23 protein-coding genes are annotated in these 20,397 nt (G+C 66.9%); 19 read left to right on the forward strand and 4 right to left on the reverse strand.

Features of this window, described 5'->3' with window-relative positions; genetic code table 11:
- Positions 1–165 precede the first annotated feature (165 nt).
- On the reverse strand, positions 166–1,065 hold the full coding sequence (locus tag C4F17_RS04160) for a transglutaminase family protein (protein WP_234382551.1): 900 nt from the start codon (positions 1,063–1,065) through the stop codon (positions 166–168).
- Positions 1,066–1,196: 131 nt separating this feature from the next.
- Here C4F17_RS04160 and C4F17_RS04165 point away from each other — a divergent pair, with 131 nt between their 5' ends.
- On the forward strand, positions 1,197–1,529 hold the full coding sequence (locus C4F17_RS04165) for an antibiotic biosynthesis monooxygenase family protein (protein ID WP_106934373.1): 333 nt from the start codon (positions 1,197–1,199) through the stop codon (positions 1,527–1,529).
- 23 nt (positions 1,530–1,552) lie between these two features.
- Here C4F17_RS04165 and mnmC read toward each other — a convergent pair whose 3' ends face one another.
- Positions 1,553–3,394 (reverse strand): FAD-dependent 5-carboxymethylaminomethyl-2-thiouridine(34) oxidoreductase MnmC, encoded by a 1,842-nt coding sequence (gene mnmC / locus C4F17_RS04170; protein ID WP_106934374.1) that lies wholly within the window; start codon positions 3,392–3,394, stop codon positions 1,553–1,555.
- 121 nt (positions 3,395–3,515) lie between these two features.
- On the reverse strand, positions 3,516–3,788 hold the full coding sequence (locus tag C4F17_RS04180; protein WP_012748083.1) for an oxidative damage protection protein: 273 nt from the start codon (positions 3,786–3,788) through the stop codon (positions 3,516–3,518).
- Positions 3,789–3,925: 137 nt separating this feature from the next.
- Between C4F17_RS04180 and C4F17_RS04185 the strand changes: the two genes are divergently transcribed.
- The 18 genes from C4F17_RS04185 to C4F17_RS04265 all read left to right on the forward strand — a co-directional run bounded on the left by C4F17_RS04185 (position 3,926) and on the right by C4F17_RS04265 (position 19,311).
- Positions 3,926–4,966 (forward strand): sulfate ABC transporter substrate-binding protein, encoded by a 1,041-nt coding sequence (locus C4F17_RS04185; protein ID WP_106934375.1) that lies wholly within the window; start codon positions 3,926–3,928, stop codon positions 4,964–4,966.
- A 136-nt stretch (positions 4,967–5,102) separates the two neighbouring features.
- On the forward strand, positions 5,103–5,687 hold the full coding sequence (gene ssuE, locus C4F17_RS04190) for an NADPH-dependent FMN reductase (RefSeq protein WP_106934376.1): 585 nt from the start codon (positions 5,103–5,105) through the stop codon (positions 5,685–5,687).
- A gap of 123 nt (positions 5,688–5,810) precedes the next feature.
- Positions 5,811–5,948, forward strand: coding sequence for a hypothetical protein (locus C4F17_RS33095; RefSeq protein WP_172839890.1), 138 nt, complete (start codon positions 5,811–5,813; stop codon positions 5,946–5,948).
- Between the two features lie 31 nt (positions 5,949–5,979).
- Positions 5,980–6,936, forward strand: a complete 957-nt coding sequence (locus C4F17_RS04195) for a sulfonate ABC transporter substrate-binding protein (protein WP_106934377.1) — start codon at positions 5,980–5,982, stop codon at positions 6,934–6,936.
- Positions 6,936–8,105, forward strand: coding sequence for an FMNH2-dependent alkanesulfonate monooxygenase (gene ssuD / locus C4F17_RS04200; RefSeq protein ID WP_106937433.1), 1,170 nt, complete (start codon positions 6,936–6,938; stop codon positions 8,103–8,105). Before C4F17_RS04195 ends, ssuD begins: the two co-directional genes overlap by 1 nt.
- A gap of 14 nt (positions 8,106–8,119) precedes the next feature.
- Positions 8,120–8,965 carry an aliphatic sulfonate ABC transporter permease SsuC gene (ssuC, locus tag C4F17_RS04205; protein WP_106934378.1) on the forward strand — a complete coding sequence of 282 codons (846 nt, stop codon included), beginning with the start codon at positions 8,120–8,122 and terminating at the stop codon, positions 8,963–8,965.
- 10 nt (positions 8,966–8,975) lie between these two features.
- Positions 8,976–9,950 (forward strand): aliphatic sulfonate ABC transporter substrate-binding protein, encoded by a 975-nt coding sequence (locus C4F17_RS04210; RefSeq protein ID WP_081269381.1) that lies wholly within the window; start codon positions 8,976–8,978, stop codon positions 9,948–9,950.
- Between the two features lie 5 nt (positions 9,951–9,955).
- Positions 9,956–10,798, forward strand: a complete 843-nt coding sequence (locus tag C4F17_RS04215) for an ATP-binding cassette domain-containing protein (RefSeq protein ID WP_081269382.1) — start codon at positions 9,956–9,958, stop codon at positions 10,796–10,798.
- Positions 10,799–10,836: 38 nt separating this feature from the next.
- The gene (locus C4F17_RS04220) at positions 10,837–12,126 is read left to right on the forward strand and encodes an O-acetylhomoserine aminocarboxypropyltransferase/cysteine synthase family protein (protein WP_106934379.1); all 1,290 of its coding nucleotides are present in this window, start codon (positions 10,837–10,839) and stop codon (positions 12,124–12,126) included.
- Between the two features lie 19 nt (positions 12,127–12,145).
- On the forward strand, positions 12,146–12,742 hold the full coding sequence (locus C4F17_RS04225) for a malonic semialdehyde reductase (protein WP_081269384.1): 597 nt from the start codon (positions 12,146–12,148) through the stop codon (positions 12,740–12,742).
- A 73-nt stretch (positions 12,743–12,815) separates the two neighbouring features.
- Positions 12,816–13,031, forward strand: coding sequence for a TOBE domain-containing protein (locus C4F17_RS04230; RefSeq protein WP_007829250.1), 216 nt, complete (start codon positions 12,816–12,818; stop codon positions 13,029–13,031).
- A gap of 279 nt (positions 13,032–13,310) precedes the next feature.
- Positions 13,311–13,976: a peptidoglycan recognition protein family protein gene (locus C4F17_RS04235; RefSeq protein WP_081269385.1), complete on the forward strand. Its 666-nt coding sequence runs from the start codon at positions 13,311–13,313 to the stop codon at positions 13,974–13,976.
- The gene (locus tag C4F17_RS04240; protein ID WP_081269386.1) at positions 13,973–14,536 is read left to right on the forward strand and encodes a hypothetical protein; all 564 of its coding nucleotides are present in this window, start codon (positions 13,973–13,975) and stop codon (positions 14,534–14,536) included. The genes C4F17_RS04235 and C4F17_RS04240 overlap by 4 nt, the downstream gene beginning before the upstream one ends.
- 164 nt (positions 14,537–14,700) lie before the next feature.
- Positions 14,701–15,186 (forward strand): rhodanese-like domain-containing protein, encoded by a 486-nt coding sequence (locus C4F17_RS04245; protein ID WP_081269387.1) that lies wholly within the window; start codon positions 14,701–14,703, stop codon positions 15,184–15,186.
- Between the two features lie 42 nt (positions 15,187–15,228).
- Complete coding sequence (gene epsC, locus C4F17_RS04250; RefSeq protein WP_106934381.1) at positions 15,229–16,146, forward strand: serine O-acetyltransferase EpsC; 918 nt, start codon at positions 15,229–15,231, stop codon at positions 16,144–16,146.
- Entirely contained in the window at positions 16,143–16,412 is a 270-nt protein-coding gene (locus C4F17_RS04255; protein ID WP_081269389.1) for a helix-turn-helix domain-containing protein, read from the forward strand. The genes epsC and C4F17_RS04255 overlap by 4 nt, the downstream gene beginning before the upstream one ends.
- A 64-nt stretch (positions 16,413–16,476) precedes the next feature.
- Entirely contained in the window at positions 16,477–17,409 is a 933-nt protein-coding gene (locus tag C4F17_RS04260) for a family 2A encapsulin nanocompartment shell protein (protein WP_106934382.1), read from the forward strand.
- A 66-nt stretch (positions 17,410–17,475) separates the two neighbouring features.
- Positions 17,476–19,311, forward strand: coding sequence for a family 2A encapsulin nanocompartment cargo protein cysteine desulfurase (locus C4F17_RS04265; RefSeq protein WP_106937434.1), 1,836 nt, complete (start codon positions 17,476–17,478; stop codon positions 19,309–19,311).
- A 5-nt stretch (positions 19,312–19,316) separates the two neighbouring features.
- On the opposite strand, the gene C4F17_RS04270 is transcribed toward C4F17_RS04265, so the two are convergent.
- On the reverse strand, positions 19,317–20,324 hold the full coding sequence (locus C4F17_RS04270; RefSeq protein ID WP_106934383.1) for an alpha/beta hydrolase family protein: 1,008 nt from the start codon (positions 20,322–20,324) through the stop codon (positions 19,317–19,319).
- Positions 20,325–20,397: the final 73 nt, after the last annotated feature.

Here is a 20,397-nt window from a genome sequence, read left to right on the forward strand (position 1 = left end):
GAAGAAATGACCGGCGCGGCGCTGCACCCGCGATCGTTCAGAACGATCGTGCTATTTCGCTGGCCGGCGGCGCAGCGTAGAGGTGTTGGGGAATGTGGCGCTGCGGGGTTTCCCGCAACGGCTATCGCCTGCGCGACAGCAGCCGTCGATCGGCGGGGGCGCGCCTCAGTTCTTGCGGCGCGTGACCACCACCGTCGCCTCTAGGCCTTCGTAGGCCTCGGCATCGCCGTACCAGCTGCCGGAGATCGGCGCCGCCTGCGCCGGATCGCGCGTGACGCCGACGCGGATCAGCTGGCCGCTGCCCATCAGGTTGTTGGTCGGGTCGAAGGCCATCCAGCCGATGCCCGGCAGGTAGGCCTGCAGCCACGCATGCGTGGTGCCGGCGCCGGTCATCGAATCGCCCTTGGCCTGCGCCGCGGTGTCGAGCGCGGCGTCGTAGATGTAGCCGGAGACGAAGCGCGTGGCGATGCCCAGGCGACGCGCCGCTTCCATCATCAGCAGCGCGTAGTCGCGGCAGCTGCCGCTGCCCAGCGCCAGGGTGGCGAGCGGCGTCTGGGTGCCTTCTTCGTCGCGCGCCTTGTATTCGAGGCTCTGGCCGATGTGCGCGTTCATGCGCGCAAGCACCTCGCGCGTGCTGTTGGGCTTGTCGGTGTGCAGGAACTGGTGGGCCCAGCGGATCAGCGTGCCCTGCGTGTCGTCGTCGTGGTGCGGGCGCAGGTAGTGCTCGAGGTCCAGGCGCTCCTGCACCGTATAGGCGAAGGGCAGGAATTCGGCGGCGGGGTCGAGCGCCAGCTGGTCCTGCTGGGCGGGCACATGCTCGATGGTGAACGAGCACACGATGCGCAGCTCGGTTGCCTCGCCCATCGGCTGCACCAGCGCGACGGAATTGGAGTGCGGGTCCTGGATGAGTCGGGTGAAGGCCTCCGGGCTCACCTGCAGGTCGGTGGCCAGCACGCGCAGGTCATGGCTGTCGCGCGGGCGGAACATCACGCGGTGCAGACCGAAAGTGACCGGCTTGTTGTAGCGGTAGACGGTGGTGTGCTTGATGTCGTATTGGGTGGCCATGCGGTGCATTCTCACGCGTTCGAATGACGGGCGGTTGGTTGATTGCAGTACCCATGCCGCAGAATCGGCCCCCGTTCGGCCTGCACAGGGCCGGGCTTTTGCCGACTTTCCCGGGAGGTTTCGATTCCGCCATGTACTCCGCCACCTTCATCTTTGCCAAGAAGCAGTTCGACGACGAGTTCCACCGCCTCGACCAGACCATCGCCGCCGCGGCGAAATCGCTGCCCGGCTACCTGGGCGAGGAGACGTGGGAGAACCCCGGCAACGGGCTGGTGTCGAACGTCTACTACTGGGACTCGCTGGACAGCCTGCAGGCGCTGATCCGCCACCCCGTGCACCAGCAAGCGAAGGCGGCGCAGGCGAACTGGCTCGACGGGTACAAGGTCGTGATTTCCGAGGTGCTGCGCAACTACGGCGACACCCGCATCGACCACATGCTGGCGCCTTCGCGGCGCCCCGGCTGACGACCTGCCCGAACGGGCGCGCCTCAGAGGCGCCGGGTGCCCAGCGCCTTGGCCAGCGTGGCTGGCAGTGGCAGCGGCTCGGCATGCCACTGCGCGGCCAGCAGTTCGGCGCACAGCGCCGCGAAGCTGAGGCCGCGCGAGCCCAGTGCGGTGCAGGCCCAGAGGCCCGTGGCGGAGCCGTCGAGCGGGCCGACCAGCGGGCGGCGGTCGCCTGAGGCGCAGCGGATGCCCACCCAGCTTTCGACATCGCCGCTCAAGAACGACGGCGCCAGCGCTGCGGCGGAAGCGGGATGCAACCGGCTCAGCCGTTCGCGGTTCGCATCGGCGTCGGCCGCTGTCGCTGCGAGGTCGGTGCTGTCGCGGTCGAAGGTCGCACCGGCCAGCCAGATCGGGGCGCCGGCGCCGTTGGGTACATGGGCGATCAGGTGGCCATCGCCGTTGATCGGGGTTGCGGGCAACGCGGCGCCATCGGGCATGGGCCCCCAGGCGACCTGGCCGCGCACCGGCTGCAGCGGAAGGGCGGGTGCGAAGCGGCCTGATTCATGGCCGGCGCAGACGACCACGCGGTCCGCCTCGGCCAGCAGCTGGCCGGCCGGGTCATGCAACTGCCAGGGTCCGCCAGGCTCCCGCTCCACCCGCGCCACACGGCAACCGCCGCGGAATTCGACGCCCGGCTGGCGCAGCCAGGCTGCGATCAGCCGGTGCGGCCGCACCCACGCCGCCTGCCCATGCCAGAGCGCGGCGGTGTCGCCGGGCAGGCCGACAGTGGCCAGTTGCCCGTCGTTCGCGGGCCAGGACTCGTTGGGGCCGCTGGCGCTCCAGCCGGCAGGCACGCGCACGTCGCCGTCAGGCCGGCGCTCGAGCACGCCGCTGGCGCGCCAGTCGCGGCCTTCTTCCAGCAGCCTCTCGAGTTCCGTCCAGGTGACGCGGATGCCGGCGCGCGTGAGCCGCGACAGCAGCGCGTCGTCCGGCGACACATGCGGCGCGAGCATGCCCACGGGCAGCCCCGACGCACCGGAGGCTGGCCAGTCGGCCGCGTCGAGCACGGTGACCCGCCAGCCGCGCCGCGCCAGGCTCGCCGCCACCGCCGCACCGGCCAGGCCGGCGCCGACGACGGCGCAGCGCCCCGGCGCCCCGATGCGCTCGGGCACGGGTTCGCGCCGGCGCACCGTCCAGGCGGGTGCGAACACGCCGCGCAGGCAGTCTCGCTTGGGTGGCAGGCCCTGGTGTTTCTCGACCGTGAAGCCGTATTGGGCCAGCGCATCGCGGATCGCCCGCGCGATGGTCCAGGTGGCGATGCGGGTGTCTTGCCGTGCGAAGCGCGACACGGCCTTCAGCGTGTCCGCCGACCACATGCCGGGGTTCTGCTGCGGGCTGAAGCCATCAAGAAAGATGCTGTCGGCGTCGAAGCGCTGCGCGCGCAGCATCGGCTGCACGTCGCCGATGCACAGCGTGAGCAGCACCCGGCCATCGTCGAAGGCCAGGCGGTGGAAGCCGGGCAGCAGCCCGTGCCATTGCGCGGCCAGTTCGCCGGCCAGCGCAGCAAGCTCGGGGTAGGCCCCGGCCGCGCGCAGCAGGTCGCCGGACGAGACCGGATGCGCCTCGATAGAGACGAAGTGCAGCATGCGCGGCCGCTCGGGATCCGCGCGCCACGCCTGCCAGGTTGTCAGGAAATTGAGGCCAAGCCCGAAGCCGGTTTCGAGAACCAGCCATTGCGGCTGTCCGGCCCAAGCCTCGGGCAGGCCGCAACCGCCCAGGAACACATGGCGCGATTGCGCCAGTGCGCCGGTTTCGGTGTGATAGATGTCGTCGAAGCGTTCGCTGCGCGGCACGCCGTCGGCGCGCCAAGTCACTGGTTCAGCCATGACGGAACGATCCAGAGGGCCTCTTCACCAGGGGTACCGCGGAACCGGCTTTGCCGGGCCGCTGGTGCCGCCCCCTGAAAGGGGGTTGGCGAAGCGACACGAAGTGCGCGAAGACTGGGGGTCAGTTTGACGGGGGTACGTAGCCTTGCGCCACGTCGGCGCCTTCGCCGAAGAAGTGCTTTTCCATCTGGCGCGCCAGGTACTGGCGGGCGCGCAGGTCGGCCAGGTTCAGCCGGTTTTCATTGACCAGCATCGTCTGCTGCTTCAGCCAGGCGGCCCAGGCCTCCTTGCTGACGTTCTCCCACAGGCGCTTGCCCAGTTCTCCGGGATAGGGCGGGAAGTCGAGCCCTTCGGCCTCTTTGCCGAGCTTGATGCACTGAACCATGCGTGCCATTTCTGTTGCCTCTGGTGGGGAAAGCGGTTGCTTAGTTGATTTAGCTATTTAGAACTGAAAACTTGGTCGTTCCAGTTTCTATATGTCGTATTGAGAATACGCAGCTTCATTGATATGCCTTTTTAGAGCAAGACACCATGAGCCTTCGCCGCGACTTTATCAAGCTTTCCCTGGGTGCCGGCGTGGCCGGTGCCATGGCCCTGTCGGCATTGCCGACGTTCGCCCAAGGCGGCGCGGGTACCGTGACGCTGCTGAACGTGTCCTATGACCCGACCCGCGAGCTGTACGTGGACTACAACCAGGCCTTCGCCAAGTACTGGAAGGGCAAGACCGGCCAGGACGTCACGGTCAAGCAGTCGCACGGCGGCTCGGGCAAGCAGGCCCGCTCGATCATCGACGGTATCGACGCCGACGTGGCCACGCTGGCCCTGGGCGGCGACATCGACGCGCTCGTCACGCACGGCGGCCTCGTCAAGCCAGACTGGCAGAAGCGCCTGCCGCACAACTCGGCGCCGTACACCTCGACCATCGTGTTCCTGGTGAAGAAGGGCAACCCCAAGGGCCTGAAGGACTGGGACGACCTGGTCAAGCCCGGCGTGCAGGTGATCACCCCCAACCCCAAGACCTCGGGCGGCGCCCGCTGGAACTACCTGGCCGCGTGGGAATTCGCCAAGCGCAAGTACGGTGGGGATGCGAAGGCCAAGGAATACATCGGCAACCTGTTCAAGAACGTGCCGGTGCTCGACACCGGCGCGCGCGGCGCGACCATCACCTTCGTGCAGCGCGGCGTGGGCGACGTGCTGCTGGCCTGGGAGAACGAAGCCTTCCTGGCGCTGAAGGAATTCGGCCCCGAGAAGTTCGAGATCGTGGTGCCTTCCATCTCCATCCTGGCCGAGCCCAGCGTGGCGGTGGTCGACAAGGTCGTCGACAAGAAGGGCACGCGTGCCGTGGCCGAGGAATACCTGAAGTACCTGTACTCGGACGAAGGCCAGGACATTGCCGGGCGCAACTTCTACCGCCCGACATCGGACAAGGCCAAGGCCAAGTATGACAAGCAGTTCCCCAAGCTCACGCTGGTGACCATCGACCAGGCCTTCGGCGGTTGGGCGAAGGCGGACAAGGAGCACTTCGCCGACGGCGGCTCCTTCGACCAGATCTACGCCCCGAAGCAGAAGTAACCCCCCAGGCTGCGCGCACTTCGTGTCGCTTCGCCCACCCCCATGCCGGGGGCGGGCCGGCCGCTTCGGGCGGCCGTGCGCGGCGGCCCCCAGGCATTCGCGCTCCTCGCTCCTCTTTACCGAACGAAAGTCTCTTGTGTCCGTTCTCCTGATTGCCGGCAGCCCTTCGGCCCCGTCCCGTTCCACCGCCTTGCTCGAAGCGGTGGGTGAGCGGCTGGCCCAGCGCCATGCGCGGATCGAGCGGCTCGCCATTCGCGACCTGCCGGCGCAGGCGCTGCTGCTGGCCGAGTGGAACCATCCGGCCATCGTCAACGCGATCGCCAAGGTGGCGGAGGCCCGCGTGGTCGTGGTGGCCACGCCGGTCTACAAGGCCGCCTACAGCGGCGTGCTCAAGGTCTTTCTCGATCTGCTTTCGCAGAACGCCCTCAAGGGCAAGACGGTGCTTCCGCTGGCCACCGGCGGCAGCCCGCACCACATGCTCGCGCTCGACTACGCCCTGCGGCCCGTGCTGCAGTCGCTGTCGGCGCGCCACATCCTGCCGGGCGTGTACGCCAGCGATTCGCAGATCACGCTGACGCCCGAGAACGCCTACCAGGTGCACCACGACCTGGCCGAGCGGCTCAACGAAGCCGTCGAAGTGCTTGCCACCGAAGGCCTGAAGCTGCCGCCAACCCACGGCTTCGAGCCGGTGCCTTTCTCGCGCGTGCGATGTAGCGTCTGAAGCCGGGGCTCCGCGCGAGCCCGGCTCTTCCGACCTCATCCCTGATCCCGCTTTTTGAGAACCGCCTGTGCGCGGCGCGGGACAGCTTTTGCCCGACGTTTTGCAACACCAAGGAATCCACGCATGAACCCCGTTGCCACCGAAGACTCCGTGCTCGATGCCTCGCCGCGCTCCCTCTGGCACGCGCTGGGCGATCTGGCTGCCAGCGTCATCGTCGTCAGCGCCATCGCGCTGATCGTGAGTTTCATCGCCGCCGCGTGAGCACGCGGCTCAACCACATCCAGGCATTGCCATGACATTGATTTCCACACCCCGCCGCCGGCTCATCCAGGGCGTTGCCGTCGCCGCCGTGCTGCCGTCTTTCGCCGCGCTGGCCCAGGCGCCCGCGCGCCAGCTCCGCATCGGCAACCAGAAAGGGCCGCTGAGCGTCCTCAAGGGCCGCGGAACGCTCGAGAAGCGTCTGGCGCCGCTGGGCGTGACCGTGAAGTGGACCGAGTTCACCGCCGGTCCCGTGCAGCTCGAAGCATTGAACGTCGGCTCGATCGACTTCGGCGACGTGGGCGAGGCGCCCCCCATCTTCGCGCAGGCTGCCGGCGCGCCGCTGGCCTATGTGGCTGCGACCGTGCCGCGTCCGAAGGCCGAGGCGGTGCTCGTGCCCAAGGGCTCGGCCATCAAGACCGTGGCCGACCTGAAGGGCAAGAAGATCGCGCTCAACAAGGGCTCGAACGTCCACTACTTCATCGTCAAGCTGTTCGAGAAGCACGGCCTGCCGTATGCCGACCTGAACCTGGTCTACCTGCCGCCGGCCGACGCGCGCGCCGCCTTCGAGAAGGGTTCGGTCGACGCCTGGGTCATCTGGGACCCGTTCCTGGCCGCGGCCGAGAAGTCGCTCGACGCGCGCATCCTGGCTGACGCCACCGGCGTGGTGGGCAACCGCGGGTACTACTTCTCGTCGCTCGACTACGTGGCCAGGAACGCCGACGTGCTGGCCATCGCGGTCGAGGAGATCAACAAGATCGACGTCTGGGGCGCAGCCAACAAGGGCGACTACGCGGGCGAGCTCGCCACGCTCTGGGGCCTGCCGAGACCGGTGGCCGATCTCTCCGTGGGCCGCGTGGACTACGGCACCGCAGCCATCACCAAGGCCATCCTCGCCGAGCAGCAACAGATCGCCGACACCTTCTTCGCGCTGAAGCTGATCCCCAAGAAGATCAACGTGCTCGAAGCAGCCGGCGCCGGAGTCGCGTGATGCAGATTTTCTGGTTCCTCCCCACGCACGGCGACAGCCGCTACCTGGGCACGAGCGAAGGCGCGCGCCCCATCGACCTGGCCTACCTGCAGCAGATTGCCGGCGCGGCCGACAACCTCGGCTACGAGGGCGTGCTCATTCCCACGGGCCGTTCGTGCGAAGACCCGTGGGTCATCGCGTCGAGCCTGATCGGCGCGACCAGGAAGCTCAAGTTCCTGGTGGCGGTGCGCCCGGGCCTGCACCAGCCCAGCCTGGCCGCGCGCATGGCCGCGACCTTCGACCGGCTCTCGGGCGGCCGCCTGCTGGTGAACCTGGTGACGGGCGGCGACCGGGCCGAGCTGGAGGGCGACGGTGTCTATCTCGACCATGCCGCGCGCTACGAGCAGTCGGCCGAATTCATCCGCATCTGGCGCGAGATCATCGCGCGCAGCCATGAAGGGCAGTCCTTCGACTACGAAGGCAAGCACCTGAGCGTGAAGGGCGCCAAGCTGCTGTACCCGCCGGTGCAGAAGCCGTATCCGCCCGTGTGGTTCGGCGGTTCGTCGGCCGCGGCGCACGATCTTGCGGCGGAGCAGGTCGATGCCTACCTCACCTGGGGCGAGCCGCCCGCGGAAGTCGCCAAGAAGATTGCCGACGTGCGCGCGCGCGCCGAGCGCAAGGGCCGCAAGGTGGAGTTCGGCATTCGCCTGCACGTGATCGTGCGCGAGACCGAAGACGCCGCCTGGAAAGCCGCGGAGGAACTCATCAGCCGCGTGGACGACGAGACCGTGATCCGCGCACAGGCCGCTTTTGCGCGCATGGACTCCGAAGGCCAGCGCCGCATGGCCGCGCTGCATGCGGGCGGCGCGAAGCGCTCGCGCGCCGACCTGGAGATCGCGCCGAACCTCTGGGCCGGCGTGGGCCTGGTGCGCGGCGGAGCAGGCACCGCACTGGTGGGCGATGCGAAGACCGTCGCCGCGCGCATCGAGGAATACGCGGCGCTCGGCCTCGACAAGTTCATTCTCTCGGGCTACCCGCACCTGGAGGAGGCGTACCGCTTCGCCGAGCTGGTGTTCCCGCTGCTATCGCGCAAGGCGAAGACGCAGCTGGCGGGCGGCTCGCTCAGCGGCCCGTTCGGCGAGGTCGTCGCCAACCTCGACGCCCCCTCGCGCCTCGTTTCCCAAAGCTAGAAGGACCGCATGCCATGACGGAACAAGTTCAGGAACTGCCGGCCGTCGCGCCGGCCGAAAGCGAGGGCAGCGTGCTCAAGTCCTTCGCGGTCAATGTCGCGAAGCGGCTGGTGCCGTGGCTCGTGCCCGTGGGGCTCATCGTGTTCTGGCAGATCGCGTCGTCGCTGGGCTGGCTCAGCACGCGCGTGCTGCCGGCACCGGTCGATGTGGTCAAGGCCGCGTGGAACCTCACGGTGTCGGGCGAGCTGTGGACGCATGTGAAGGTGAGTGCCGGGCGTGCGCTGGCGGGGCTGGCCATCGGTGGCGGGGCGGGGCTGGCGCTCGGCCTGCTCACCGGTTCGGTGAAGTTCGCCGAGACGCTGCTCGACTCCACCATCCAGATGGTGCGCAACATTCCCGCGCTGGCGTTGATTCCGCTGGTGATCCTGTGGTTCGGCATCGACGAATCGGCCAAGCTGTTTTTGATCTCTGTGTCGGTGTTCTTCCCGATCTACCTGAACACCTTCCACGGCATCCGCAACGTCGATCCGCAGCTGATCGAGATGGGCCGCACCTACGGCCTGTCGCGCTGGCAGCTGTACCGCGAGGTGATCCTGCCGGGCGCGCTGTCGTCCATCCTCGTGGGGCTGCGCTTCTCGCTGGGGCTGATGTGGGTGATCCTGATCGTGGCCGAAACCATCTCGGCGCAGGCCGGCATCGGCTACCTCACGATGAACGCCCGCGAGTTCCTGCAGACCGACATCGTGCTGGTGGGCATCCTGCTGTACGCGCTGCTCGGCAAGCTGGCCGACCTGTTCGCGCGCGGACTGGAGCAATGGTGGCTGCGGTGGCATCCCGGCTACCAGCGCAAGGCGAAGTGAGGGCAGTGGCATGACGACGCATTCATCCGACATCTCGCGCCGCACGGCCATTGCGACCCTGGCCGCGCTGGGCTCGGGCGCGGTGCTCGCGCAGGGCTTGGCCGCGCGGCCCGTGACCGTGCGGCTGGGCTACCAGAAGTCTTCCACGCTGATCGCCGTGCTGAAGGCACAGGGCGTGCTCGAAAAGCAACTGGCGCCGCTCAACGCCACGCTGAGCTGGCACGAGTTCACCAGCGGCCTGCCGCTGCTGGAGGCGCTGAACCTCGACAACCTCGACATCAGCGCCGACGTGGCCGACACAGTGCCGGTGTTCGCACAGGCGGCCGGCGCCGAGCTGACTTTCATCGCGCAGGAGGCGCCGTCGCCCGCCGCGCAGGCCATCGTGGTGCGCGAAGACTCGCCGATCAGGACCGTGGCCGATCTCAAGGGCAGGAAGGTCGGCTTCGCGAAGGCAGCCGGCGCGCACTACCTGCTGATCGCCGCGCTCGACAAGGCCGGCCTGTCGTTCAGGGACATCGAGCCCGCCTACCTCACGCCCGCCGACGGCCGTGCTGCTTTCGAGAAAGGCGCCATCGACGCATGGGTGGTGTGGGACCCGTTCCTGGCCGCAGCGCAGCGCCAGTCGAAGGTGCGCGTGCTGGCCGACGGCGCGGGCATCGCGTCTTACCAGCGCTACTACCTTGCCAGCACCAAGTTCGCGAAGGCGCGGCCCGACGTGCTGCGCGTGGTCTACGCCGAGCTGGAAAAGACCGGCAAATGGGTCAAGCAGAACCCGAAGGACGCGGCGGCGCTGCTGTCGCCCGTGTGGGGCCTGGACGGCGCGACCATCGAGCAGGCCAACGCCCGCCGCAGCTACGCGGTGCGGCCGGTCGTGGCCGAAGGCCTGACAGAACAGCAGCGCATCGCCGATGCCTTCTTCGCCGAGAAGCTGCTGCCCAGAAAAATCGATGCGCTGAATGTGGCGCTGTTCAAACCCGGAGCCTGAAGCCCATGAGTGCCGTCCTGAAAGACATCCAACCCCAGGCCCCCTCGCCGGCGATTCCCGGCGGCGTGCGCCTGGAAGCGCGCGGCCTGCACAAGCGCTACGGCGCGCGCGAGGTGCTGCGCAACACCCGGCTCGCCATCGAGCCCGGCCAGTTCATCGCCATCGTCGGACGCAGCGGCTGCGGCAAGAGCACGCTGCTGCGGCTCATCGCCGGGCTGGAGGAGCCGACCTCCGGCGGGCTCTACACCGACGGCAAGCAGGTGCACGGCCTGCACGACGACACCCGCATCATGTTCCAGGAGGCGCGCCTCCTGCCGTGGCGCCGCGTGCTCGACAACGTGACGCTGGGCCTGTCGAACGATGCCAAGGCGCGCGGCAAGGAGGTGCTCGCGCAGGTCGGCCTGGCCGACCGCGAGAACGAATGGCCGGCGCGCCTGTCGGGCGGCCAGCGGCAGCGCGTGGCACTGGCGCGTGCGCTGGTGCACCACCCGCGCCTGCTGCTGCTGGACGAGCCGCTGGGCGCGCTGGATGCGTTGACGCGCATCGAGATGCACCGGCTCATCGAGAACCTGTGGCAGCGCCACCGCTTCACCGCGCTGCTGGTGACGCACGACGTGCAGGAAGCCGTGGCGCTGGCCGACCGCGTGATCCTCATCGAGGACGGCCGCATCGCGCTCGACGAGAACATCGCGCTGGCCCGCCCACGCTCGCAGGGCGACCCGGCCTTCGCCGCAATCGAGAAACGAATCCTCGACAGGGTGCTGCAGAAGCCGGAAGACACCGCGCCCGAGAGCACCGACGCCAGCTGGCTCACGACACCGGCGCACGCATTGCGCTGGGCGATCTGAGCTTCTTCATCCATCAGCCCATCCTGAAAGGTAGTCGCATGTCGCAGAACTGGAAATTCGAAACCCTGTCGGTGCACGCCGGCTATTCGCCCGAACCGACCACGCGCGCGGTCGCGCCCCCCATCTACCAGACGGTGGCGTATGCCTTCGACAGCGCGCAGCACGGCGCGGACCTGTTCGACCTGAAGGTGCCGGGCAACATCTACACCCGCATCAACAACCCGACGCAGGACGTGCTGGAGCAGCGCGTGGCGGCGCTCGAAGGCGGCATTGCCGCGCTCGCCCTGGCCTCGGGCCAGGCGGCCGTGACCTACGCGATCCAGACCATCGCGGAGGCGGGCGACAACATCATCAGCAGCACGGCGCTGTATGGCGGTACCTACAACCTGTTCGCCCACACGCTGCCGCAGTTCGGCATCACCACGCGCTTCGCGGACCATCGTGATCCGTCCAGCTTCGAGAAGCTGTTCGACGACAGGACCAAGGCGGTGTTCGTCGAATCGCTGGGCAACCCGGCGGGCAACGTGACCGACATCGCGGCCATTGCCGAGATCGCGCACCGCCACGGCGTGCCGCTGATCGTCGACAACACCGTCCCGTCGCCGTATCTGAGCCGCCCCATCGAGCACGGCGCCGACATCGTGGTGCATTCGCTCACCAAGTACCTGGGCGGCCACGGCACCAGCATCGGCGGTGCCATCGTCGATTCGGGCAAGTTCCCGTGGGCCGAGCACAAGCAACGCTTCAGGCGGCTGAACGAGCCCGACGTGAGTTACCACGGCGTGGTCTACACCGAGGCGCTGGGCCCGGCGGCGTACATCGGCCGTGCGCGCGTGGTGCCGCTGCGCAATACCGGCGCGGCCATCTCGCCGTTCAACGCCTTCCTGATCCTGCAGGGTATCGAGACGCTGGCGCTGCGCATGGACCGGATCAGCAGCAACGCACTTGCGGTGGCGCAACACCTGAAACAGAGCAAGGCCGTGAACTGGGTGAACTACGCGGCGCTCGAAGACCACCCCGACTACCTGTTGGCGAAGAAGTACTTCGGCGGCCGCTCCAGCGGCGTGCTGACCTTCGGCATCGGCGCGGGCCGCGAGGGCGGCGCGAAGTTCCTCGATGCGCTGAAACTCTTCACGCGCCTGGTGAACATCGGCGACGTGCGCTCGCTGGCCACACACCCGGCCTCGACCACGCACCGGCAACTGTCGTCCGAAGAGCTGGCCAGGGCCGGCGTGACGGAAGACACCGTGCGCCTGTCGGTCGGCATCGAGCACATCGACGACCTGATCGCCGACCTCGACCAGGCCCTTGCCGCCGCATCGAACTGAAAGACTTTTTTTTGAAGAAATGACCGCACTGCAATCCATCCCCGAAGCCGCGCTGGACCAGCTGTTCCGCAAGGCCCGCACCGTGCACGCGTTCAAGCCGGTGCCGGTGACCGACGAGCTGATCCACAAGCTCTACGACCTCGTGAAGTGGGGCCCGACCGCCTTCAACGCCCAGCCGGCGCGCTACGTGTTCGTGCGCAGCGAAGAGGGCAAGGCGAAGCTGAAGCCGGCGGTGTCTGCTGGCAACACCGCGCAGACGCTGGCTGCCGGCGTGACGGTGATCGTGGCGCACGACACGCGCTTCTACGAGCACCTGCCCGCGCAGTTCCCGGCCTACGACGCCAAGCCGCTCTTCGAGAAGAGCGCCGAGGCCGCGCAAGCCACTGCCTTCCGCAACAGCAGCCTGCAGGGCGCCTACCTGATCCTGGCGGCGCGCGCGTTGGGCCTCGACGCGGGGCCGCAGTCGGGCTTCAACGCGGAGCTGGTCGACAAGGCCTTCTTCCCCGATGGCCGCTACAAGGCCAACTTCCTGGTGAACCTCGGCGTGGCCGACCACGCCGGCACCTTCGAGCGCGGCCCCCGGCTGGCGTTCGAAGAGGTGGCCGAGATCGTCTGACGGCAGCCACCTCATCTCATCTTTTTCCGTGCTTTTCCTCAACGAATTTCCTCAACCCGAAAGAGAACCCATCATGTCCATTCAAGCCATCAACGTACGCAACCAGTTCAAGGGCAAGGTCCGCGAAATCATCCGCGGCGACGTCGTCTCCGAGGTCGATGTCGAGACCGCCTGGGGCATCGTCACTTCGGTCATCACCACGCGCTCGGTCGACGAGCTGCAATTGAAGGTGGGCTCCGACGTGGTCGCGCTCGTGAAGTCGACCGAGGTTTCGATCGCGAAGCTCTGACGGACCCTCGGGCATCTGCGACAACCCGGCGCTGTCATGGCGCCGGGTTTTTTTGTTTCTGGGGTGATTGTTTGCAATCGCTTTGGGCGGTTTACAGGCGTGTCGAAATCGAATGTGCTGAATGTCAGGAATCCGATGAATCTTTGAAAGCCACACATCAGCCTTGAAGGGGCCGCCATAGCATGCGCCGCGAGATCGCGGTCCATGCCCTGAACCGGCTTGCGGCTCCATCTCGCGAAGAGTCGAAAAAACAAACGGAAATCTTCAGGGAGTCACCGCATGCGTGTGGAAATCGATGAGCATGGAATGATCAGTCACGCGCGAGTCAGGCACGCTCGCAGCACCCGGATCGAGAGAGGAAAGAGAACCGGAGCCATCACCGGAATCGTGGTGCACCAGACGGACGCCGATACTTCGGCGTCTTCATTGAACAGCTACAGGCAGCCGGGTGCCAACGGCGCGCACTTTCTCATCGACAAGGATGGGACGATCTATCAGACGGCAGCGATCTATCAGCGGACGAATCATGTGGGGCCGTTGAAGGCGAGGTGCCTGGTGATGCCGACGTGCAAGATGTCCGACTTTCCTCCCAAGGTAGGGCCGGCGGAGATGCATCGCATCGAGATGCTCAAGGCGCCTGCGGACCGGTATCCGAGCAATATGGAGGCTGTCGGGATCGAGATGGTTGGGAGGGCGAGGCTGCCGGCGAGTGTGAGGCTGCTTCCCACAGAGTTGACGTGGCCTCCCGAAAAGGTGCGGGCCAAGTACGCTGTATTCGACACGCCGACTGCTGCTCAAAATCAATCGCTTTCGTGGCTTGTCAGAGTGCTTCAAAATTCGATGCAAATTGCTGCGGATGAAGTCTTTCGTCATCCTGTGGTCAGCAGAAAAAATCCAACTGAGGCACAGGGCGCAGATTGGAATCTCTCGGTACCAGCACCATGACCAACTCAAGACTTTTCATGACTGCTGCGGCGCTGGCTGTGGCTGTAATTTCTTTGTCGGCGCAGGCCGCGGACCGGCGATACCCCATTGGCTATGTCAGGAAGGTGGAGGTCACGCATCCTTCACACCGAAGCGCTTGGGAAAACAAGGACTTTCTGGATTGCGACGATGTCGTCCTTACAGAGGAAGACGTTCTATATGCCCTGAGGTATATGCACAGGATTTCGTGGAAAGCCTACGATCCGGAGAAGATGGACACCACGGGCTGTGAAGGGCAAGCGCTTGTGACGTTCAAGAACGGAAAAATCCTCGCGATGGGAATCGAGCCCACCGGGCGGATCAGCACCGCAGAGTTCGATTCCAAGATGAAATCTACGGCGAGTCCCCTGGGTTTTTACGAATGCCATCCGTGCGGAGAACGCAAGATGGCTCTTCTCAAGGACGCGTTGAATCGCGCTGATGAGCGCAGGCTCAAGCGAATGGAAGCCGAAGGACGGATCCCACCTGGCGAGGCGGAAATCCTGCTGAAGAAGGCGCGGGCTGATCGTGAAAGGCCATGATTTGTTTTTCGACGCTGCATGATTCCGTGATCGCGCGCACCAGCCTATACAACGGCTGGTTGTTAAGAACCGACTTTTCGGTTGTTTGAGCTTCGGCCCCTGGCTTCTACAGTGGTGGTTATCGCCATCAGGGCGAATGCACCGCACAACAGGAGCCTCATCGCATGCCAGTGGAAGTTGAAGAAGAACTCGTCGCCTTGCCCGAAGCACTTGAACAGGCGCGCGCCAAGGCCGCCGAAAGCAATTGGCCCTATGCCGGAGGCGTGGCGCCGCCGGTGGCCTGGGAACTGGTCCGCGGTGGCCAGGCGGTGCTGGTCGACGTGCGCTCCGGCGAGGAGCGCAAGTTCGTCGGCCATGTGCCCGACAGCCTGCACGTCGCCTGGGCCACGGGCACGGCGCTCACGCGCAATCCGCGCTTCGTGCGCGAACTGGAAGCCAAGCTGGCAAAGGACGGCGGCAAGGACGCCGTGGTGCTGCTGCTTTGCCGCAGCGGCAAGCGATCGGCGCTGGCAGCCGAAGCAGCGGCCAAGGCGGGCTTCACGCGGGTGTTCAACGTGCTCGAAGGCTTCGAGGGCGAGATCGACGCGCAGCAGCACCGCGGCGGCTCCGACGGCTGGCGCTTCCACGGCCTGCCGTGGGTGCAGGACTGATCTCGCATCGAACAGACAGACATCCACGGGAGAACATTGCACATGGCCCATTTCGAAGTGAGCGACATCGTTCGCGCGTTGCACGGCGTGCGCGACGAATGGCGCGATTCGCAGCGCCGCTCGCGCGAGCCAGGCGCACGCGAGTTTCCGTCGCGCGACGCACTGGCGCAGATCGTCGAGTCGCTGAAGGGCGCGCTCTTTCCGATGCGGCTCGGCCCGCCGGACCTGCGCCATGAGAGCGAGGATTTCTACGTCGGCCACACGCTCGACGCCGCCCTGCAGGCGCTGCTGGTGCAGGCGCGGCTGGAGCTGAACTTCAACGCGCGCCACGAGCCGCGTCCCGCCAGCGATATCGACGACTCGGCCACCGACGCCATACGCCGCTTTGCCACCGCCTTGCCGGGCCTGCGCCGCCTGCTCGACAGCGACGTGCTCGCCGCCTACCAGGGCGACCCAGCGGCGCGTAGCGTCGACGAGGTGCTGCTGTGCTATCCGGGCGTGCTGGCGATGATTCACCATCGCCTCGCGCACGAGCTCTACAAGCTCGGGCTGCCGCTGCTGGCGCGCATCGTGGCCGAACTCGCGCACGGGCAGACCGGCATCGACATCCATCCCGGTGCGCAAATCGACGCGGGTTTCTTCATCGACCACGGCACGGGCGTGGTGATCGGCGAGACGGCGGTCATCGGCAAGCGGGTGCGGCTCTACCAGGCGGTCACGCTCGGTGCCAAGCGCTTTCCGACGGACGCCGAAGGCAACCTGCAGAAGGGTCTTCCAAGGCATCCGGTGGTGGAAGACGACGTGGTCATCTACGCGGGCGCAACCATCCTCGGGCGCGTCACGCTCGGCAAGGGCGCCGTCATCGGCGGCAATGTGTGGATCACCGACGACGTGCCGGCGGGCGCGAGCGTCACGCAGGCCAGCCTGCAGAACGCGCCCAAGGCAGGTGGTGCAGCATGAAAGCATTCGTCGAAGACTTCGGCGTCACCATTCGCCAGTTGCGCGAGGGCAAGGGCTGGTCGCAGGAGGAACTCGCGGAGCGTTCCGATCTGAACCGCTCCTACGTGGGCGAGATCGAACGCGGGCGCGTCATTCCGTCGATCGTCACCGCGCAGAAGCTGGCCACCGCGCTGGGCATCAACATGGTCGGCCTGCTCATGCGCTGCGAGCAGCTGGAGCAGTCGCGCCTTGCGCGAAGGATCAACTTGGCGGCTATAGCCTGTTGAGGGAAAACCCGTGGGCGCCGGACACTGGCGTCCACTTTTTCCTCAACCCACGGAGCCCTGATCCATGAGCGCAACAGTTGGTGGTACGACCGCCCTTGGCGACAACGCCGCAAGACAGCTAGCCAATGCCACCAAGACGGTACCTCAGCTCGAGACCATCAGCCCGCGCTGGCTGACGCACCTGCTGCAATGGGTGCCGGTGGAGGCGGGCATCTACCGCGTCAACAAGGTCAAGAACCCCGAGTCGATCAAGGTCACCTGCACCTCGCGCGAAGAAGAAAACCAGCTGCCGCGCACCTTCGTGGACTACGAAGAGAACCCGCGCGAGCACTACCTCAATGCCGTGAGCACCGTGCTCGACGTGCACACCCGCATCTCCGACCTCTACAGCAGTCCGCACGACCAGATCAAGGAGCAGCTGCGCCTGACGATCGAGACGATCAAGGAGAACCAGGAGAGCGAGCTCATCAACAACCCCGACTACGGCCTGCTGGCCCAGGTGACGGAAGAGCAGCGCATCTTCCCGCTGACCGGCGCACCCACGCCCGACGACCTCGACGAACTGCTGACCAAAGTGTGGAAGGAGCCCGCCTTCTTCCTCACGCACCCGCTGGCCATTGCCGCCTTCGGGCGCGAAGCCACGCGCCGCGGTACGCCGCCGCCGACGGTGAGCCTGTTCGGTTCGCAGTTCATCACCTGGCGCGGCATTCCGCTGATTCCGTCGAACAAGGTGCCGGTGGCCGACGGCAAGAGCAAGATCCTGCTGCTGCGCGTGGGCGACAAGCGCCAGGGCGTGGTGGGCCTCTTCCAGCCGGGGCTGTCTGGCGAGCAGGGTCCGGGGCTGTCGGTGCGCTTCATGGGCATCAACAACCATGCGATCGCGTCTTACCTGATCTCTCTGTACTGCTCGCTCGCGGTGTTGACCACCGACGCGCTGGCGGTGCTCGACGACGTCGAGATCGGCAAGTACCACGACTATCCCGACACCTACAAGTAAGCCGCTGTGAGCAGCACTCCATCGATTCCGGGCGAGGCGCCGTTCGACCCGGCCATCCTCGCGCGCATGGCCAGCGCCATGTTCTCCGAGGTGCCGGGCGCGCAGTTTCCCGCCAACGTCGCGCCGCCGGGCTCGCCGCTGGTGAGCCCCGCGGGCTTCGGGCCGAGCGTGCCGGGCACCCCGATTCCGCAGGGGCATATTCCGGGCGCCAACCTGGTGCCGGCATCGCCCACGCAGTTGCCGTCGCTTGCCAATCGCGCGCCTGCCTTGCTGCCGCATGCGGTGGCGGGCAACGGCGTGCCGGACAGCGTGCTGTCGGTGGCGCCGGCTTTCGAGCCGCGCTCGGGCGGCTCGGTGCTGGGCGTGCCGCAGCAGGTGAATGCGCCTTCGGCACCGCAGCCGGCAGCGTCGCCGTTCTACTTCGTGGGCAACAGCTTCGGGCATCCTTCCGCTGGCGCCACGCAGGGCATTGCAATTCACGATCCGTTCGCTGGCCTTGAAATGCCGCAACCGGCTGCGCCGGTTTCGCCGCCGAGCCCGTCGATGGCGCCCGCCGGTCGCGACGCACAGTTCTATTTCGTCGATGCGGTGCGCCTGCCCAACGGCTTCGTCACGCCGGCCAAGCCCGATCCGCGCGGCCCTGACGCCGTGCCACTGGCGGGCAGCGGCCAGCATCCGCCGTTCGACGTCCATGCCGTGCGGCGAGACTTTCCGATCCTCAAGGAGCGGGTGAACGGCAAGCAGCTCGTGTGGTTCGACAACGCGGCCACCACGCACAAGCCGCAGTCTGTCATCGACCGCATCGCGTATTTCTACGAGCACGAGAACTCGAACATCCATCGTGCCGCCCATGAACTGGCCGCGCGCGCAACCGACGCCTATGAAGGTGCGCGCGAACGCGTTCGCAAGTTCATCAACGCGCCGGAAGTTGAAGAGGTGATCTTCGTGCGCGGCACCACCGAGGCCATCAACCTCGTGGCCAAGAGCTGGGGCGGGCAGCACGTGGGCGAGGGCGACGAGATCATCGTCTCCAACCTCGAACATCACGCCAACATAGTGCCTTGGCAGCAGCTAGCCGCGGCCAAGGGCGCGAAGCTGCGCGTGATTCCGGTGGACGATTCGGGCCAGGTGCTGCTCGACGAATACCGCAAGCTGCTCAACGACCGCACGAAGATCGTGGCCGTCACGCAGGTGTCGAATGCGCTGGGCACGGTGGTGCCTGTGAAGGAGATCGTTGAATTGGCGCACCGCGCGGGTGCCAGGGCGCTGGTCGACGGCGCGCAGTCGGTATCGCACATGCGCGTGGACGTGCAGGACATCGGCGCCGATTTCTTCGTCTTCTCCGGCCACAAGGTGTTCGGTCCGACCGGCATCGGCGTGGTCTGGGGCAAGCGTGAAGTGCTCGAAGACATGCCTCCGTGGCAGGGCGGCGGCAACATGATTGCCGACGTGACCTTCGAGAAAACCGTGTTCCAGCCGATCCCGAACAAGTTCGAGGCCGGCACCGGCAACATCGCCGACGCGGTGGGCCTGGGCGCGGCGATCGACTACGTCAACAAGGTCGGCATCGAGAACATCGCGCGCTATGAGCATGACCTGCTGGTGTACGGCATGGCGCAGCTCGGCGCGATCCCTGGCGTGCGGCTGATCGGCACGGCGGCCGACAAGGCCAGCGTGATGTCCTTCGTGCTCGACGGGTACGCCACCGAGGAAGTGGGCCATGCGCTGAACGACGAAGGAATCGCGGTGCGCACCGGCCACCACTGCGCGCAGCCGATCCTGCGGCGCTTCGGCGTCGAGACCACGGTGCGGCCGTCGCTGGCGTTCTACAACACCTTCGACGAGATCGATCGGCTGGTGGCTGTGGTGCGGCGGCTGGCGGGGCAGCGGCGGGCAGGGTAGGTTCGTCAGGGCGTCGGCGCGAGGTGGCGGGTGAAGAAAGCCGTCACCTCGGCGTTGAAGGCCGCATGAAAAGCCGTGCGATCGAAGCCGGGCGCATCGCGGCAGATCTCGGACTTCGCTTCGATCTGCGCTGGCGGGCACGGCGCAAGGAAGCCGAAGTGCTCGGCTTTCTCGGCCACGCGCCATTCGGGCGCCACGGGCAGGTTGCGGCGGACCGCCGCCACGCTGTCGGGCGTGACGCCGTCGCCGCCGTAGGCCGAGGCCCAGAGCAGGATCGGGATCTTCACGTCCTTCAGGTCATCGGCGTCGAAGACCATGCTGAGCGGGTCGGCGATCACAGCGGCCTTGATGCGGGCGTCGTGGGCCAGCGGCGACGCGAGCAGTTCCTGGAATCTCCGGCGCATCAGCGCGCATGCCGGGCTTTGCAGGTCTTTGGCGCAGGGCGATGAGGGCAGGGGCGGGAGGCGCTCGAAATCGGGACGTGCGCCGGCGAGCACGAGGCCCGTGTAGCCGCCCCTGGAAAAGCCGTAGAAGCCGATCCGGTCGGACGCGATCCGGTCATGCGAGGGCCATTGCCTGAGCATGTGGTCGATCAGCCGCTTGATGTCGGTCGTTCTCGTCGCCAGGGCCGAGATCCTGTCGTCCGGGCTGCCGCGAATCTGGAAGTTGTCTTCCGAATGGCTGATGGCGGCGACCACGAAGCCCGCGTCGGCCAGCGCCTGGGCGGTGTCGTGGTGGCCGAGGAAAGAGCCCCCATACCCGTGCGACAGCACGATCAGCGGGAGCTGGGCGCCGGGCACGAGCGGGCAATCCCGCACGCCGCGGATCGTGGTCCGGCCGAGCTGGATGTCGCCGGCCGGCGCGGCGCAGGGTGTCCACACGGCGCCGCGCATTGCCGGGCCCTCGCGGTCGGCGGGTATCTCGAGGGTGCTGAAGCCGGCGGCCTGCGCGAGCGCGGCCGAGAGACAGGCGGCCGCGAGGCCGAAGGAGCGCAGATGGCGAAGGAGATGCATCGCCGCAGTGTGCTGCGCCGTGTCGCAGGCTGCTTAGCAGACTTTGCGATCTTTGCCCGGTTTACGAATGGCG

This window comes from Variovorax sp. PMC12 (genome assembly GCF_003019815.1).
Lineage (GTDB): Bacteria > Pseudomonadota > Gammaproteobacteria > Burkholderiales > Burkholderiaceae_C > Variovorax.

What these genes read in the sequence shown, in the direction of transcription:
- C4F17_RS04230 (WP_007829250.1), top strand. Translation starts at nt 12,816, where the DNA reads ATGTCCATTCAAGCCATCAACGTACGCAACCAGTTCAAGGGCAAGGTC.
- C4F17_RS04220 (WP_106934379.1), top strand. Translation starts at nt 10,837, where the DNA reads ATGTCGCAGAACTGGAAATTCGAAACCCTGTCGGTGCACGCCGGCTAT.
- C4F17_RS04235 (WP_081269385.1), top strand. Translation starts at nt 13,311, where the DNA reads ATGCGTGTGGAAATCGATGAGCATGGAATGATCAGTCACGCGCGAGTC.
- C4F17_RS04165 (WP_106934373.1), top strand. Translation starts at nt 1,197, where the DNA reads ATGTACTCCGCCACCTTCATCTTTGCCAAGAAGCAGTTCGACGACGAG.
- C4F17_RS04270 (WP_106934383.1), bottom strand. Translation starts at nt 20,324, where the DNA reads ATGCATCTCCTTCGCCATCTGCGCTCCTTCGGCCTCGCGGCCGCCTGT.
- ssuC (WP_106934378.1), top strand. Translation starts at nt 8,120, where the DNA reads ATGACGGAACAAGTTCAGGAACTGCCGGCCGTCGCGCCGGCCGAAAGC.
- C4F17_RS04260 (WP_106934382.1), top strand. Translation starts at nt 16,477, where the DNA reads ATGAGCGCAACAGTTGGTGGTACGACCGCCCTTGGCGACAACGCCGCA.
- C4F17_RS04265 (WP_106937434.1), top strand. Translation starts at nt 17,476, where the DNA reads ATGGCCAGCGCCATGTTCTCCGAGGTGCCGGGCGCGCAGTTTCCCGCC.
- C4F17_RS04255 (WP_081269389.1), top strand. Translation starts at nt 16,143, where the DNA reads ATGAAAGCATTCGTCGAAGACTTCGGCGTCACCATTCGCCAGTTGCGC.
- C4F17_RS04240 (WP_081269386.1), top strand. Translation starts at nt 13,973, where the DNA reads ATGACCAACTCAAGACTTTTCATGACTGCTGCGGCGCTGGCTGTGGCT.
- ssuD (WP_106937433.1), top strand. Translation starts at nt 6,936, where the DNA reads ATGCAGATTTTCTGGTTCCTCCCCACGCACGGCGACAGCCGCTACCTG.
- C4F17_RS04210 (WP_081269381.1), top strand. Translation starts at nt 8,976, where the DNA reads ATGACGACGCATTCATCCGACATCTCGCGCCGCACGGCCATTGCGACC.
- C4F17_RS04215 (WP_081269382.1), top strand. Translation starts at nt 9,956, where the DNA reads ATGAGTGCCGTCCTGAAAGACATCCAACCCCAGGCCCCCTCGCCGGCG.
- C4F17_RS04185 (WP_106934375.1), top strand. Translation starts at nt 3,926, where the DNA reads ATGAGCCTTCGCCGCGACTTTATCAAGCTTTCCCTGGGTGCCGGCGTG.
- C4F17_RS04195 (WP_106934377.1), top strand. Translation starts at nt 5,980, where the DNA reads ATGACATTGATTTCCACACCCCGCCGCCGGCTCATCCAGGGCGTTGCC.
- C4F17_RS04160 (WP_234382551.1), bottom strand. Translation starts at nt 1,065, where the DNA reads ATGGCCACCCAATACGACATCAAGCACACCACCGTCTACCGCTACAAC.
- epsC (WP_106934381.1), top strand. Translation starts at nt 15,229, where the DNA reads ATGGCCCATTTCGAAGTGAGCGACATCGTTCGCGCGTTGCACGGCGTG.
- C4F17_RS04245 (WP_081269387.1), top strand. Translation starts at nt 14,701, where the DNA reads ATGCCAGTGGAAGTTGAAGAAGAACTCGTCGCCTTGCCCGAAGCACTT.
- C4F17_RS04180 (WP_012748083.1), bottom strand. Translation starts at nt 3,788, where the DNA reads ATGGCACGCATGGTTCAGTGCATCAAGCTCGGCAAAGAGGCCGAAGGG.
- C4F17_RS04225 (WP_081269384.1), top strand. Translation starts at nt 12,146, where the DNA reads ATGACCGCACTGCAATCCATCCCCGAAGCCGCGCTGGACCAGCTGTTC.
- mnmC (WP_106934374.1), bottom strand. Translation starts at nt 3,394, where the DNA reads ATGGCTGAACCAGTGACTTGGCGCGCCGACGGCGTGCCGCGCAGCGAA.
- C4F17_RS33095 (WP_172839890.1), top strand. Translation starts at nt 5,811, where the DNA reads ATGAACCCCGTTGCCACCGAAGACTCCGTGCTCGATGCCTCGCCGCGC.